The 14,687-nt window shown below is 44.6% G+C and carries 11 protein-coding genes; 8 read left to right on the top strand and 3 right to left on the bottom strand.

What is annotated here, in order from left to right; all coding sequences use genetic code 11:
- The first annotated feature begins 49 nt into the window (after nucleotides 1-49).
- From EBR25_04735 to EBR25_04715, 5 genes are all read left to right on the top strand, one after another.
- Complete coding sequence (locus EBR25_04735) at nucleotides 50-391, top strand: hypothetical protein (protein ID NBW40298.1); 342 nt, start codon at nucleotides 50-52, stop codon at nucleotides 389-391.
- A gap of 109 nt (nucleotides 392-500) precedes the next feature.
- Entirely contained in the window at nucleotides 501-1,055 is a 555-nt protein-coding gene (locus tag EBR25_04730) for a thioredoxin family protein (GenBank protein NBW40297.1), read from the top strand.
- Between the two features lie 46 nt (nucleotides 1,056-1,101).
- A complete protein-coding gene (locus EBR25_04725) occupies nucleotides 1,102-3,870 on the top strand; it encodes a PD-(D/E)XK nuclease family protein (GenBank protein NBW40296.1) in 2,769 nt (922 codons plus the stop codon).
- Entirely contained in the window at nucleotides 3,867-6,935 is a 3,069-nt protein-coding gene (locus EBR25_04720; protein ID NBW40295.1) for a hypothetical protein, read from the top strand. Before EBR25_04725 ends, EBR25_04720 begins: the two co-directional genes overlap by 4 nt.
- Before the next feature lie 164 nt (nucleotides 6,936-7,099).
- Nucleotides 7,100-7,387, top strand: a complete 288-nt coding sequence (locus EBR25_04715; protein NBW40294.1) for a zinc ribbon domain-containing protein — start codon at nucleotides 7,100-7,102, stop codon at nucleotides 7,385-7,387.
- A gap of 136 nt (nucleotides 7,388-7,523) precedes the next feature.
- Here EBR25_04715 and EBR25_04710 read toward each other — a convergent pair whose 3' ends face one another.
- The 3 genes from EBR25_04710 to EBR25_04700 all read right to left on the bottom strand — a co-directional run bounded on the left by EBR25_04710 (nucleotide 7,524) and on the right by EBR25_04700 (nucleotide 12,409).
- Entirely contained in the window at nucleotides 7,524-8,639 is a 1,116-nt protein-coding gene (locus EBR25_04710; protein ID NBW40293.1) for a DUF4340 domain-containing protein, read from the bottom strand.
- Nucleotides 8,527-11,406 (bottom strand): ABC transporter permease, encoded by a 2,880-nt coding sequence (locus tag EBR25_04705; protein NBW40292.1) that lies wholly within the window; start codon nucleotides 11,404-11,406, stop codon nucleotides 8,527-8,529. The genes EBR25_04710 and EBR25_04705 overlap by 113 nt, the downstream gene beginning before the upstream one ends.
- Nucleotides 11,407-11,476: 70 nt before the next feature.
- Nucleotides 11,477-12,409, bottom strand: coding sequence for an ABC transporter ATP-binding protein (locus EBR25_04700; GenBank protein ID NBW40291.1), 933 nt, complete (start codon nucleotides 12,407-12,409; stop codon nucleotides 11,477-11,479).
- Nucleotides 12,410-12,779: 370 nt separating this feature from the next.
- Here EBR25_04700 and EBR25_04695 point away from each other — a divergent pair, with 370 nt between their 5' ends.
- The 3 genes from EBR25_04695 to flgC all read left to right on the top strand — a co-directional run bounded on the left by EBR25_04695 (nucleotide 12,780) and on the right by flgC (nucleotide 14,681).
- A complete protein-coding gene (locus EBR25_04695) occupies nucleotides 12,780-13,634 on the top strand; it encodes a deoxyribonuclease IV (protein ID NBW40290.1) in 855 nt (284 codons plus the stop codon).
- A 206-nt stretch (nucleotides 13,635-13,840) separates the two neighbouring features.
- Nucleotides 13,841-14,254, top strand: a complete 414-nt coding sequence (flgB, locus tag EBR25_04690) for a flagellar basal body rod protein FlgB (protein ID NBW40289.1) — start codon at nucleotides 13,841-13,843, stop codon at nucleotides 14,252-14,254.
- 10 nt (nucleotides 14,255-14,264) lie between these two features.
- Nucleotides 14,265-14,681 (top strand): flagellar basal body rod protein FlgC, encoded by a 417-nt coding sequence (gene flgC, locus EBR25_04685; GenBank protein NBW40288.1) that lies wholly within the window; start codon nucleotides 14,265-14,267, stop codon nucleotides 14,679-14,681.
- The last annotated feature ends 6 nt before the right edge of the window (nucleotides 14,682-14,687 follow it).

The following is a 14,687-nucleotide window of genomic DNA, read 5'->3' as shown; positions in this document are numbered from 1 at the left end:
TGATGCAGATCAGCTACTGGTTCATTTTTCGAGAGGGAACTCGGGTCCCATGGTGAAATGTATTGAAGATTTGAGGGTACATGGTGGTCTTATAATTTTCTTCCGAGCAGAGGACTCCTCATTTTATGAATTTGATGAACACCTAGGGACGCGCTTTGCTGCAGGAACAGAGTTCCTGATTGGTAATCCTGACAGGAGTGAATTATCGTTACTTCTACAAGCACTGTCAGCGCAGCGAGGATGGCGATTCAATGATCGTATGGTGAAATACCTCGAGAAACGGCTATGTGTCGGGGTCAAAGACATTGAAAGCTATCTAGAACGAGTGCAGCTTCTCTCTCGCCTCAGAACTGATAAAGTTGATTTCTCTCTTTTGGGTGATGCGCTGTAGCGATACCCTTCTATGGAAGGGCTTCCGTTTGATAAAAATCTTGTAGGAGATACAGATAACAAGCTAATCTTGCACTCTGTTAAACCGATTAGCTCTTGTGAGGAACGATATGGTAAAAACACCATCTACGATGGTCGAACTTGGAACGCCCGCTCCTTTGTTTTCACTGCCAGACGTATGTACTGGAAAACAGGTGTCGCTCGACGACTTTAGTGACCAAAAAGCATTATTGGTGATGTTTATTTGTAATCATTGCCCATTTGTCATCGCGATTCATGACGTTCTCTTAGCACTGATACGAGAGTACGAGAATAAGTCTCTTGGAGTGGTCGCTATCAGTTCAAATGATGCAAGCCAATACCCAATGGACGGGCCTGAAGAAATGAGTGCAAGAGCAGCTAAATACGATTATTCATTTCCATATCTCTATGATGAGAAGCAGGCGGTGGCTCGTGATTTTGATGCAGCGTGTACTCCCGATTTTTTTCTCTATGATGAGAATAGAGCGTTATTCTACAGGGGACAATTCGATGCTAGTCGTCCAGGAAATGATATAAAAGTAACTGGATGTGACCTTCGCTTTGCAATTGACGCTGCATTAGCAGGTGATGCACCGCCCTCTGAACAGTCGCCGAGTATTGGCTGTAACATAAAATGGATTTGAGCGGCGGAAGAGAGGTGTATCCTAGAAAGGATGCGTAGTATTCGATATGAGTGATGCCTTGATCAAGCGACACTTTTTAGGGTGGAATCAACACTTTCTTCATCTCGTAGCCTCTTGGCTCTCGGAAGATGCTGAAAATCCATTTTGGCTCCAGGACTACGTGTGTGCACTGCCGGGAAAGAGAGCAAGTCGACGACTCAATGAAATTCTGACTATGAGAGCAGCAGAACACGGAACAGCTCTTGTCCCCCCAGAGTATTTATCGATCGGTCTATTGCCAGAATACATTGCCGGTGAGAAAGGACATTACCTATCAAATCGAGAAGTGGAGTTTATCTGGGAAGAAGTGCTGTTAGAAGGGGAGGAGCAAGATTTTGGCTGGCTCACGGGCGTAAAAGATATTCGAACGGCAGCTCGACAGTTAACAGCTTTATGGGAAAAACTTGGACAAGCTGGATATACGTTCAGCGGAGCAGCGGAGATCATCCAGCAGCGGATGGCTGAATTAACATTTTACGAAGAACGCTGGGAACAACTTGTTGCATTAGAGCACCTATTTGCCCAGAAAATATTGGATTATGGGCTCCGTGAGCGGTCTCTTCAGCGACAGAGTGCGCTTTTGAAGAGTTTTGCATCAGACGGGAAAAAACTCGTAATTATTGGAGCATTAGACTTAAGTCTAGTCCATCAGACATTTTTACAGAGAGCCCCCTGTGAAACGCATCTCCTGATTCCACTTCCAGAGCAACATGCAGGTGGTGTTAATGAGGCTGGCGCGTTGATTCCAGAATACTGGACCGATGTACATGCGCAAGAGGGGCTCGTAGAAGGTGCTATGCGTAGTGTTGCAGACTGCGAATCGGAAGCAGCCATAACTGTTGACGTATTACAAGAGGCTCTCAGCAATGGGATTCATCCACAGGATATCACCGTGAGTTTTGCTGATGAGCAACATGAACCCTTGGTTCGACAGAGCCTTGAAGCATATAATATTTCCCATCATACATTTGCCAGGTGTGGTGGGGAGTATCGTTCTCTCTCTCTCTGGTTCAAAGCGGCATCTCTATTTCTTGAAAACCCTTTGGCACAGACCGCCGTGACGCTTTTGAAATCTAAATGGTCTGCGTATCTTCTTTTAGAAGAGAACACGACAGAGTCTTTTTTGCATCTCGAGCGTATTATAACGGAAAGATGTCTTTCACGAATTTTCCCCCTTAACAGTAATCAATTCCCTGGTGATGTATCAGCTGATATGGACGAGTTGAGACATGTCGATGTGTTTTTAGAAGTATTTAGTGAGGAGATGTCACCACAATATTTTATAGAGACCCTCGAAAAGCATGTGATGGCAACTTTACAGCATCATATAGCAGAACAAGGGGTCTTTTCAGAGGTTCTCATGGGGCTTGAATCTGAATTTGAGCGCCAACTCCGCTTGGTCCGGCGGCCAGAAGAATATTTCTCATACCTTGCTGATTTAGCACTTCGGCTTGGAGCTGGACAAGAGCCTGCAGCTCAAGGGCCGCGCGACTCGGAAATTGAGCTAGTCGGTTGGTTGGAGACGCTTTTTGATGATGCAGAGCACCTTCTTGTTTTGGGATGTCATGACAAAGTACTCCCGGCAGGCGAGCGAGAAGGAGCGTGGCTTCCAGAAGCGTTGCAGGGCTTGCTCAAAATGGAGACGAAAGAGCGACAATTTGTTAGAGACTATGTATATGCTCTTCATGCGCAGCACTCGAAGCAGCGAGTAACCTTCATATTTCCGAAAATGAGTATCAATGGAGATTACTATCGCCCGTCGCGTCTTTTTTTTGGTGGTGCATTGGAGACGAAGCTGTGTAATGCGAAAAAGTCATTAGTCGAGGTTCCTGAACACGCGAGATTGATGAGTTACGGTGAGGGATTTGGTGACACAGCTGGATGGTTTTTAGAAAACTTCATGCAGATCGAGACAAGAGAAGTCGAAGCGATGTCCGTCACATCATTTCGTGACTATCTCCTATGCCCATTCCGATTTTATCTCAAGCATATCCTGAGATTGCGAGCATTTGATCCGATTCAGGAGGAGCTCAGTGCTATGCAGTTTGGCACCCTGTTTCACAATATAGTGGCTAACTTTGGGAACTCGTCAGTCAAGGATTCTTCCAATCAAGAGGAGATATTAGATTTTTTACTCATCGAATTAGAGCGCGTGCGGCACAAAGCATTAGGTTCAGCAATCAAACCAGCTGTTGAGGTTCAGTGCCTACAGCTTGAGGAGAGGCTGACTGGATTTGCGCGAGTGCAAGCAGCCTGGAGGAGAGATGGCTGGCAAATTGTTCATGTTGAGCTTCCATTCTATGAGAAGAAAGTTGGTCTCCAGACATCCGCTGGAGCAATGGGTCTTAGGGGCCAGATCGACAGAATTGACTTTCATCCTGAGCTCAAGAAGTGGGTTGCACTTGACTACAAGACCTCCATGAATCCATTTGCTCCAGAGAAAACACATCAGATAGACGAAGAATGGTGCGATCTTCAGCTTCCATTGTATGAGTTTGCAATGCGAGCCTTAAAATTTAAGGGAGATATTGAGCTCGGCTATTTTGTTTTACCCGCTAACGTAAGTAAAAGTGCGGTGTTGATTGCCTCTTGGTCAGAGAGTCAGCTAAAAGAGGCCCAAGGGGCAGCTCAACAGGTAGCACAGAATGTAATTCGCGGCGAGTTTTGGCCTCCGAATATTCTCGAAAGTAGGTTCGATGACTTCTCTGAGCTAATAGAGCCTGATCAGCACTCAGCGCTTTTAGAATATTCCGACGGCAGAGAGGAGGGATCGTGAGTTTTGAGCCTCTCATAATGTTTCAGGCGAGTGCTGGATCGGGTAAGACCTATCAACTCGTCCGAAGATATGTTTCTTTATTAGCAAGGGGAGCGCGGCCTGATGGTATCCTTGCTACAACGTTTAGTCGAAAGGCTGCAGATGAAATATTTCAAAGAATAGTTTCCCTTCTTATTGAGTGTGCAGAAGATGAAACTGCCGCACAATCAGTAGCTTCTTTTATTGAAGTGCCAACCTTTGATTCTGTGAAAGCTGGAGAGCTGCTCACCACGCTCTTAGAGCAGATTTCGTCTTTGCCTATAGAAACACTCGATAGTTTCGCACAAAAATTTGCCCGATTATTTTCATCAGAGATTGAGCTTCCAGATACGTGGGATATTCCCTCGCAGTACCATATGCAGCAGTTGGAGCAGATGGTTTTGCAGGATGTCCTGCAGAAAAAAACACCCGAAGAGAGGCGGGAATTGCTCTATACCATTACTACTGCTGATGCTTCGCGAAGTGTATTTAATAGAATATTCCAAAAACTTACACGCCTCACCGATCTTTCACTTCATGTACCTGTCGAGGCATGGGATTGGTCATTCGACGAGCTTGAGCCAAAATTCTTTACGTCTTCAGCAACCAACGTAAAAGAGATCGTTGATAGCTTCGATAGGTTACCCGATGTCCTACGATTAAATGGTGCTCCAGACCTGCGTTGGAAGAAAATGTTGACCAAAAGTAAAAGTGCCCTGAAGGAAGAAGCTTGGAGTGAGTTTATCAAGAGTGGATTAGCGAAATCGCTTTTAGAGGGGAAAACAGAATTTTCTGGAACCGAGATCCGCAAAGACTGGGAGGAAGCATTTCGAGAGGCTCTTAGTTTCGTATCTAAAAGGATGGCCGAGGATATGCTGAAGGATAGTAGGTTTGTTGGTTCCTTTCTTGAGAGTTACCAAGCTGCACTATTAGCCGAAAAGAGTCGTAGTCGTTGCTATGGCTTTTCTGATATTAAAATATTACTGGCGAATACGGTAAGTTCTCTTGATATGCTCCATATCGCTTATCGGCTGGATCGTCGCATTTCACATGTCCTCATTGACGAATATCAGGATACGACCCGAAGTGAGTGGCACGTACTCTCGAAACTTACCGATGAGATAGCATCTTCGCCGGATAATGAACGAAGCGCTTTGATCGTTGGAGATCCAAAACAAGGTATTTATGGATGGCGTGGTGGAGTAGCCACTCTTTTTCGCGAGGTAAAAGAGAGCTATCCCCATATGCGGAGCGTAGATTTAAAGGAAAGTTATCGCTCCAGTCCGATAGTTATTTCATTTCTTAACAAGCTATTCACCGATTTAGAAGAATGTTCGCTTTTTGATGAGCATCGTAGTGTGGTTAAGGACTGGCTTGGTGCGTACAGCGCGCATCATGCAGCTCGCAATGATATTCCGGGATATATCTCACTGGAGACTATCGGTGAAGAGGAATCAGCAGGGTCTTCCTCAGAGTACATCGCTGATAGGGTAAACGAACTCTTGCAGCAAAACAGTTCTTTAGAGATAGCCATTCTGGTTAGAAAGAATAAAGAAATCCTGCCGTTTGTTCGAGCATGCGAATCTCTCGGATTGCAGGTTAGTGCTGAAGGTGGAAGTGCTCTGACTGATTCAGTAATTGTCGTCGCGTGTTTACATCTTCTTCAGATTGTAATGTATCGAGGCGATACTCGGAGCCGCTATCATATTCAACAGACTCCAATCGCAGAATGGTTAGTAAACCGATATGGGGATTTCGATGGTGGCCTCGATTCCTTGACAGCTGAAATTGCCGAAAGAGGTCTCGCTTCAGTGTTACAGGACGTAATCACAGCATGCATTAAGATTTCTACACCTAGAGATGTGACTCGGTGTGAGCAGCTGATGAGACTTGCTCTCGCGCACGATAATAAATCATATTCGCAGATTGGTGATTTTATACGGTATGTACGAGCGGAGCGGGTACAAGATGAGGGTGCTGGAATTGTGAGGGTAATGACTATTCACAAGTCCAAGGGTCTAGAATTTGATGCAGTGTTCTTGCCTGAGTTGACCTATGCAATGGATACTGCGCAGGATCGTGATTTCCTCAAGTATGAAAGGCTTTCCGGCGAAATTGAAAAACTCCTCCCGTATGTAAAGAAAGAGGAAAGACAGCTCTTTGGCAGAATTGAGAAAATGTATAATGCTGTCATACGGAATCAGTTGACCGAAGAGCTCTCGGTTCTCTATGTAGCTTTAAGTCGGGCAAAATATGCTTTATACCTCTATGCGCAAGAGACGGGGAAAGGAGTTAAGCTCACGCCTGCGAATATCCTGATTAAAGAGTTTCTCAACGGAGGAGAGTCTACTTATGAAGACGGGAATTCTCAGTGGGCGAATCATATTCACGTACAGGAGGAAAGTTCGGAACTGAATTCAGTGCGATATGTAGTTCGTCAAAAGTCTCAGGAAGGAACTCTCCGAAAGAAGTTCTTGCAAAAGAAAAGACCATCCCAAAGCAACAATTACTTGGTGATAAGAAAGAACTCACGTGCTCAGCTCCGAGGAACTCTGATCCATCGGCTGATAGAAAAGATTGATTGGTATCCGAATAGAGAAGAGCAGCCATCTTTCTTAAAAGACCTACTCATGTCGTGTGTAGCGGGTATTGATCCAACCACGGAATCATTATCAGATGAGATTGTATCGATTCTGCAAACAGAAGTAGTTGCACATTGTTTCCAATCCAGCCGTTATGGCGCTAACCCGTCACAGCTGAAGCTTTATCGTGAGCTTCCGTTTAGCTTTATAGAGCAGGAAATGAACAGTGAGCAGTACGTCGTCAGTGGAGTGATAGACCGACTGGTGGTGAATGAAGATGGAGTTGCAGAGATTCTAGAGTTTAAGACCGGATACGTATCAAGCGAATCGAACATGCTAGAAAATCAGTTCTCTGAGCAGCTAGCCCTCTATCGCCGAGCTGTGCTAGCAATTTTCCCTAAGGTTGTAACAGAGCTGCGAACGACGGTTTGTTTCATAGACCGGGGAGAGCTGATTTCCTCATAGATTCTGGATGTTGCATGAGGAGACCTTGAATTTTGCTTCGGGGATGACTAATCCTTGATACAGGCGTATAGTTTCGGGTCAGAGACCTCTTTTCTCTGGTACATCACGAGGGCTATCGTGTTTGCAAGAGAATGAAGTTTCAGGGATTCAGGGAGTTAACAGAGATGCCTATATATTTGTATGAGCGTGAAGATGGCTCAACGTTTGAAAAAATTCAAAAAGTAAGTGATGAAATTCTATCTGTATGTCCGACAACTGGGCAGAAGGTGGTAAGAAAGATTACTCCTACAGCGATACACTTCAAAGGAAGTGGTTTCTATAAGACAGACTATACTTCATCTGGAGCCAGTTCTCCGTCGAATGACAGTAAGGCGCCGACTAGTGAATCTTCCAATGCTTGTAATGGAAAGGGACCGAGTGGTGGCTGCGGAACCTGCTCGACTGACGCCTAGTTTCCAGACTTTTCTTTTCGGCTCCCTTACCGTACTGGATCGTTGCCTAACGGGATGTTAATAAAAATCGGGTAGTTGTCTGGGCAGCTTCAACTGTAGCGTAGTCAGACTGCACGTAGAGCTTGGAGTAAGCAGTTTACTCCGCCTTACCTGCATTTCCCTTATGAGCTGCTTCTTTCGCGATTGATTCGTTCTTTTCTTCTATCAAAGCAGAACTTGATACATCTTTTATTTTATCTACCTGATATCCAGAAATCTTAAACAGGTTTGGTTCATCACTGACTCGTAGCACGTAATAAGTCTCACCCTTAACCTTGCCATATTCATATTGAATTTTGCTGCCGTTAAACAGTGAAATGGAATACGATAGAGCTGGTTTGCTGAGGTTGTATTCCTTCTTCACTTCCTGGCCAAGAATATCGAGAAAATTGATTTTCGTAAGATCGTTGATCAGACTGTTCGCAGCCCCGAGATCCAACTCTTCTTTGTCGGGATTTAGGTTGCCCAACTGCCAGACAGCGTCAACCTGAGTTCTTTCAAGAGAAATATCTCGAAATTCTATTTTTTGTATTTTTGTCGGTGGAAGGTGGAGATATTCCCGATTCAGCCAGGCGTTATCTTTGGCTTTGAGCTCATAATTACTAAAACTAATGGCATACGTTCTTTCGTCGCTCTGTGTTCTCGCATGAACTTTCTTGAATGAGGGAGAGGTGCCAAGATAGAGAGTCTCTACCACCTTGCCATCTTGTTTAAATTCTACTCGAGTTTGGAATGTCTTCTCGCTCACTTCAAACTGATTAGCCGCTAGCTTGGTGGAGCCGACAGGATATGGTTTTTTCAACTGAAAGAGTTGCTCCTGTAACATTCGCAGTTTTTTACCAGATACTGGAAATCGATAGTAATCAGGTAGAATCCAGATATCAGACTCTTTTTTCAGGATAAGGCTGCGCTCAGGTGTCTTGTCCTCTCGTACTGTTATGAGGATTTCGTCTAAATCCTCAAGTGAGAGCGCAATAAAGTCTTCTTCGGGTGTGAAAGAGCTCATGTCAGTTTGAAAAGCAGACAGAATAACACTTAACAACAGTTGTACAGCAAGAAGAATGCTTAAGGGGAGTAGAAGGCTTTTCATTGCATGATTCCTATGAAAGTTGTTCCAGTAATGACTTTTGTCTTCGTTTCGTCTTCTCTCGCAGTTTCCGATATCCAAAGAATGTGAGAAGTAGCAACAAGATGGCTGTGACATAATTTCCATACTCCCATCTTCGCTGAGCATCTTTTTCCATTGGTGTGAGAGTTCTAGAAAAGTGTCCTCGACTTCTGATGGAAAGTAGCCCACGGTCCTCCAATGACCAATCAACGGCATTTTGTAAGAGCTGAAGCGAATTAAGGTATCGAGAAGTGCCTCCTCCAAGAGAAATCTGCAGAGTTTGATCGGTGAGGAACTCGTTAGAACCGAAGATGATAATTCGGGCAGACTTCGGACTTTTTTCGATCACTCCGGATACAACAGTAGCATCAGTCTTCGCGGCATCAGGAGTTGGAATAGCGCTTTCCTTGAGCAAGGGCGACTCTTTGCCGACAAAATAGGATTGAAATTGTCCTTCAATACTTGCTGCTAAAAGACTTGGTTGTATTTTTCCAGAGGGGAATCCCTGGGGGCCGTATTTTATAGGGTCGGGAATAACCGAATCGAGCTTGGCAGTCCAAGAATCTTCTGAGCTTTCAAGGATGCGAGTGATGCTCTTGTCCCCAAGCTTCTCCTCATCTAAGACGATCGGGGAGCTCCAATTCAGTGTCACTTGCCCAAGCCCTGAAGTAATGAGCGAATCTGAGTTCATCCCCGCAGCGCGAACATCAACAAAGAGTGGATAGGGTACTTTTTGAATCTCTTGAACAGTAAACCCTCCACCTACATCTCTCTGGACCGGCACTGGATACCCTTCATTTTGATTATCGAGCACCAGAGCATCCTTGAAAGAGATTCCATAAGATTTCAACCAATCCTCAAGGCCCGATTTCTTCGCTTCGGCACGGAGTTCGGTTTGAGTTCTGGCGATATGAAATGGGGAGCTCGCTAGGGCAACTGTTCCTCCTTTCATGAGAAATTGGTCAATAGCGAAGAGGGCCTTATTCGATAAATCATGAGGCGCAAGAACAAGGAGTAAGTCCACAGATTCTCCGATCGTGCCCGACTCCACGTCTACCAACTCAATATCATATTCCTGCTGGAGTTGTTCTTGGAGTAAGAAAAAGTCTTTGCTGCTTGCCTGCGGACTGAATTGATTTGGATCTGGTGTCATCGGAGTAACCACACCGATGGAACGGACAAAACCTGGCGCGAGACGTTTAAGCCCTGATTCTATGGCCCGTTTGACATATTCAGCAGAGAAATCTTCGGGATTAGGAATCGGTAGAGCAATGATTTTCTCGTCCATCCGCAACAATGCAGAGAAGTAGAATGGCTTGCTCGATAACAATGTTCGTAGAGGAGTGAGCCCATATTTCTCCTGTAGCTCCTTCATAAAAGGCTCTCCACCTTCTTCCGGATCTTTAATCTCCACTTGTAGTTTGCCTGCAGCAAGTTCACTGAGTTCATTCACTGCGGCTACAAGATTATCTCGGAGATCCTTGAGCTCTGCTGGTAGCTGTCCTGCTTGAGAGATGTATCCTTCAAACGTGATCGGTTTTGGGATGCTCTCGAATAAGTTTTCTAATGAACGAAATCCAAAGAGTGTTTTCTTGATCGAACGGGTAATATCATATTCTGGATTTCTCAGTCGGACTTCAATATCTCCTTCTCCAGCAACTCGAATATCGATCAGCTCTCGAAAATTTATCACCTCAAATTTATCACCATACAGCACTAATATATCAAAGTAGGAATTTACCAATGAAACGTCATATTTGTCGGATATTTGAAATGGTACTGGTTTAATCCCATATTTTTCACTCGCTTCTTCTTCCAATTGTGGATTTTCTCTTGGATCGATGAATTCAGAGCGAACCTTTCCTCTACTCACAATTTCATATTCTCGCAGGAGATCTTTTAATTGAGGGACTAAGGGAGCCAGCAATGGATGTGTGCGTTCGCTGAAATATCCTCTCAGAAGAAGTGGCTCTGTCAGACTTTCTAAATAATTTCTTGAGGGTTGAGAAATGGAGTACATCTTTGATTCGGTGAGGTCTATCCGTACTGAATGGATGGATGCCAGCCAGAGATTACCAACAAAAAAGTTTAGGCAGATTAGCAGCGTCAGATTTCTCCACAGTTTGGTTGACGAAGAGATGTTTGGTTGATTCTCCCAGCGGATTTGTTCGAGTGAAAAGACGTTAAGACTCGTGAATATCCCCATCAGACTTACATAATAGAAGATGTCTCTCAGATCGAGGACGCCGCGTGTAATAGACTCAAAACGCGAGCCAGTTCCCAGCGCGTGCAGTAGCTCTAATCCGTCATTGCCAACGAATGAAACAAGCAAGGGTGAGCCGATAAGATATAATCCAAGGCAAAGCAATACTGATAGGATGAGACTAATAATCTGATTATCATTCCTCGCGCTGATACAGAGGCCGATAGAGGTATAGCAACCAGCAACGAATATACTGGCAATATAGCCCCCTACTACTGGTCCCCAGTCCAAATCGCCAAGGAAAGATACGGTAACGGGAATCGGAAGAGTTAAGAGGAGAGATATTGCTATCAGCGATAGGCAGGCCAGCATTTTCCCGAAGACGAGTTGTGAGGTCGAGACCGGTAGCGTCATAAGAAATTCAACTGTTCCCGCTCGCCTTTCTTCGCTCCACATGCGCATGGTAAGCGAGGAAACGAGGAAAATCAGTAGCAACGGCATCCATTCGAATAGCGGGCGAACATCAGAAATATTCCTAGCGAAAAATTGGGATACCCAGAAAAATGAGAAGAGATTAATTGCGAGAAAGACACCGAGGAAGATGAAGGCAACGGGGGAAGAAAAGTAGCTACCTAATTCTTTTTTTGCAATGCGAATCACCTTGTTCATTACTCGCCTATCCTTTCTATTTTAGCATCTTTGGAAGTAGAGATACTTTTGATTGAAGCATGTACTCTCATCAATCGCTGGATACCTCTTTAAAAATTGACTCTAGATTTTTTGACTCTGTCTGGAATGCAAATAGATTTGAGCCTTTTTCGATCAGGGTTCGTATAATCTCCGCAGAAACGGTGGGTTCTTCATCCTGTAGGGTAATACGGTACTCATTTCGGGTGGGGCCATGCCCATTCAGAGTGCTGACCTGCTGTATCTCACTTATAATGCTGATATTTTTGAGAGCTTCTTTTATGAAGTGAAGAGGTGAGTCCGTCTCCAGTAGGAACTGATTTCGACCCGATAGATTTTCGAGGGGTGAATCAAGTACTACAGAACCTTGGGATATGATTAATACCCTGTCGCAGACGGCATTGACCTCCTGCAGAATATGTGTGGAAAGAATGATGGTTGTTTTTTCACTCAGATCTCGAATGAGTTGTCGCATTTCTTCAATTTGCGAAGGATCAAGCCCATTAGTGGGTTCATCAAGAATAAGGATCTCTGGTTCATGTAATATGGCCTGAGCAACTCCTACCCTTTGTTTAAATCCTCGAGAGAGCGTGTTCACGTTATCTGCTACTTTCTCTTCCAGGCCAGTTCGTTGAATCGCATTTCGTAGAGCAGGAACTCTATCTTCAAGAGGAATATCTCTGAGCTCTGCTACATACTCGAGATAATCAATGACCGACATTTCGGGATAAACGGGAGAATTTTCTGGTAGGTAGCCTATCTTTCTTTGGATATCCAGCCGTTGAGAGGTAATGTCTAATCCATCTATAAAAGCGCTCCCTTCAGTGGGTTCAAGGTAACCAGTTAAGACTTTCATTATAGTGGTCTTCCCCGCACCATTGTGTCCGAGTAATCCCACCACAGCACCTCTGGGTATTTCAAATGAGACATCGCGTACCGCTACAAACTTCCCGTAATTCCTCGATAAATGATTTACTGTAATCATAATGTGTCCCTGTTATGACTTTGTCCTGTTATGACTTTGTCATCTTTGCGAGTTCATCAGGTTGCGAGTTCATCGATTTTCACCAGCCTGGTGGTTTCTCATGACTTCCCACAATTCTGTTGTAGTTTTAGTTCATGTTAAATTCAACCCTGAACATGTTTTCGCCTCAACCCCCTGAAATTACATTGCATCAGTGCGAATGAAAAGGGGTTGCCTGGTACTTTTTGGGCATTTTAGAGAGGGCATGTTAGAAGAATGTTGAGTGTATGTCCGCGCTTTTAAAAACTATGGTGTTCGTTGTTGCGGAAGAGAATTGTCTGGAAGAGATTAAAGGGAAGATACAGGCATAGATTTGTTTGGGAGATGAGGGATGGTTCGGTATTTTGGAGCACATGTTTCAGTATCTGGTGGATTAGAGAATGCGATCGTCAACGCAAAAACACTGGATGTGAATGCTATTCAGATTCATCCATCACCACCACAACGTTGGAATCTAAAGCCGTATCCGGCTGGCTATGAGGATGCTTTTCTCCGTGCTCGTGAATCATCACCGGTTGAGAAAGTATTTTTCCATGCGATTTATCTGATTAACTTAGCGACGCCGGACCCGCTGAAACTTGAAAAAGCGAAGAACTCGCTAAAGTTCTATCTCGATTTAAATGCTCGATTGAATGGTGATGGAGTTGTGGTTCATGTGGGAAGCTTAAAGGATGAGCCAGATGAAGCCCAAGGTTTTAGGCGGGTAGCATCAGCAATCAGTGAAATTCTTGAAAAGAGTGATGAACGCTCACGACTCATTTTAGAGGTAGCAGCTGGAGCGGGAAAGATTATAGGAGACCGTCTTGAAGAGCTAAAGGAAATTTCGGATTTAGTACAAGATGATTCAAGACTCGGATTTGGGCTTGATACCCAGCATATGTGGGCTAGCGGTTACGATTGGAGAGGGGAGCTTGATTCGGTCTTTCAGCAGATTGATGAATGTTATTCATTTTCCCGAGTTTGGTGTGTGCACCTGAATGATAGCAAGACGGAACTCGGTAGTAGAAAAGATCGGCATGAGAATCTTGGAGAGGGTCTTATAGGAGAAGATGCCTTGACTGCATTCCTTGCTCGAGAAGAGATTTCTGAGATACCAGTGATCTTGGAGACTCCAGCTTTAAAGGAAGTAGAAACTGCAAAAGTTGAAGTGGCTCACCTGCGAGAAATGGTGGCTCATTCAGGGTAGTATCCTCCGCCTGTGAGTTGTTTGTGTCTTGTGTTTGTAGAGATTTGGCAAAAAATTGTTCGTCAAATCCTTGACGAACAGAGGCGACAAAAGCCGATTATACAGTCATAACACCCTGATATTATTCATGTAAAAGTTATTCGCGAATCTAGCACGGTCCTTGCACATCGTATCAGGAGCATTGTAATCACTGTCAGGGATTCGTCATGAGTATCATAGGGTCTATTTTTGATAAAAACACAGCAGCACTGGAGCAGGCACTGAACCTCTATCACAAGCGTAATAGTGCCATTACCAGCAACCTCGCTAATGTCGAGACACCAAAATATACCGCAGTTGACCTCGACTTTAAGGCAGAATTAAACAGAGCATTTCAACCGCAGGCTGCTCCTTCTCATCTTCAAAAAACGAGTGATAAGCATCTTGATCTTGCGTCGCAAGGGCAAGCACGTCTCATACAAGATTTAACTGGTGCTACCAAGGCAGACGGCAATAACGTGGATCTCGATATCCAGATGGGTAAGTTGTCCTATAACGCTGGGAAGTATTCGACGGCGGCTTCGGTAGTAAGAAAGAAAATGCAAATGCTTCGCTTCGCGATACAGCAAGCGATGAGATAAAGGAGCACGTATGTTCAAAGCAATTGAAAGCCTCTCAGCTGCTCTCAGTGCAGCGCGTCAAAGAGTGAATATTACGGCATCAAATATTGCGAATGCCGAAACGACAAGAACCCCTGAGGGTGGTCCCTACAAAAAGCGAATGCTTGTACAGGTGGCCGAGGAGTTTCGTGATGCTCTTGATAATGTCTCGCTCGCTAAGCCTAAGGTGGAAAAGGTAGTCGTGGACGAGTCGAGCCCCAAAATGGTCTATAAGCCTGGGCATCCTGATGCTAACGAGCAAGGGTTTGTTGCATATCCAAATATTAATGTGGTGAGCGAGATGACAGAACTTATGTCTGTAACGCGCGCCTATGAAGCTGCTGCAAACGCGATTCAAACTACGAAGCAGATTGAAGAGCGTGGAGCAAGTATTGCGGGTAGGTTTTAAAGAGAA

It is taken from the genome of bacterium, assembly GCA_009926305.1.
Classification (GTDB): domain Bacteria; phylum Bdellovibrionota_C; class UBA2361; order UBA2361; family RFPC01; genus RFPC01.
Note: the sequence above shows the minus strand (reverse complement) of the source record. Positions and strands in the feature narration are given on the sequence as shown.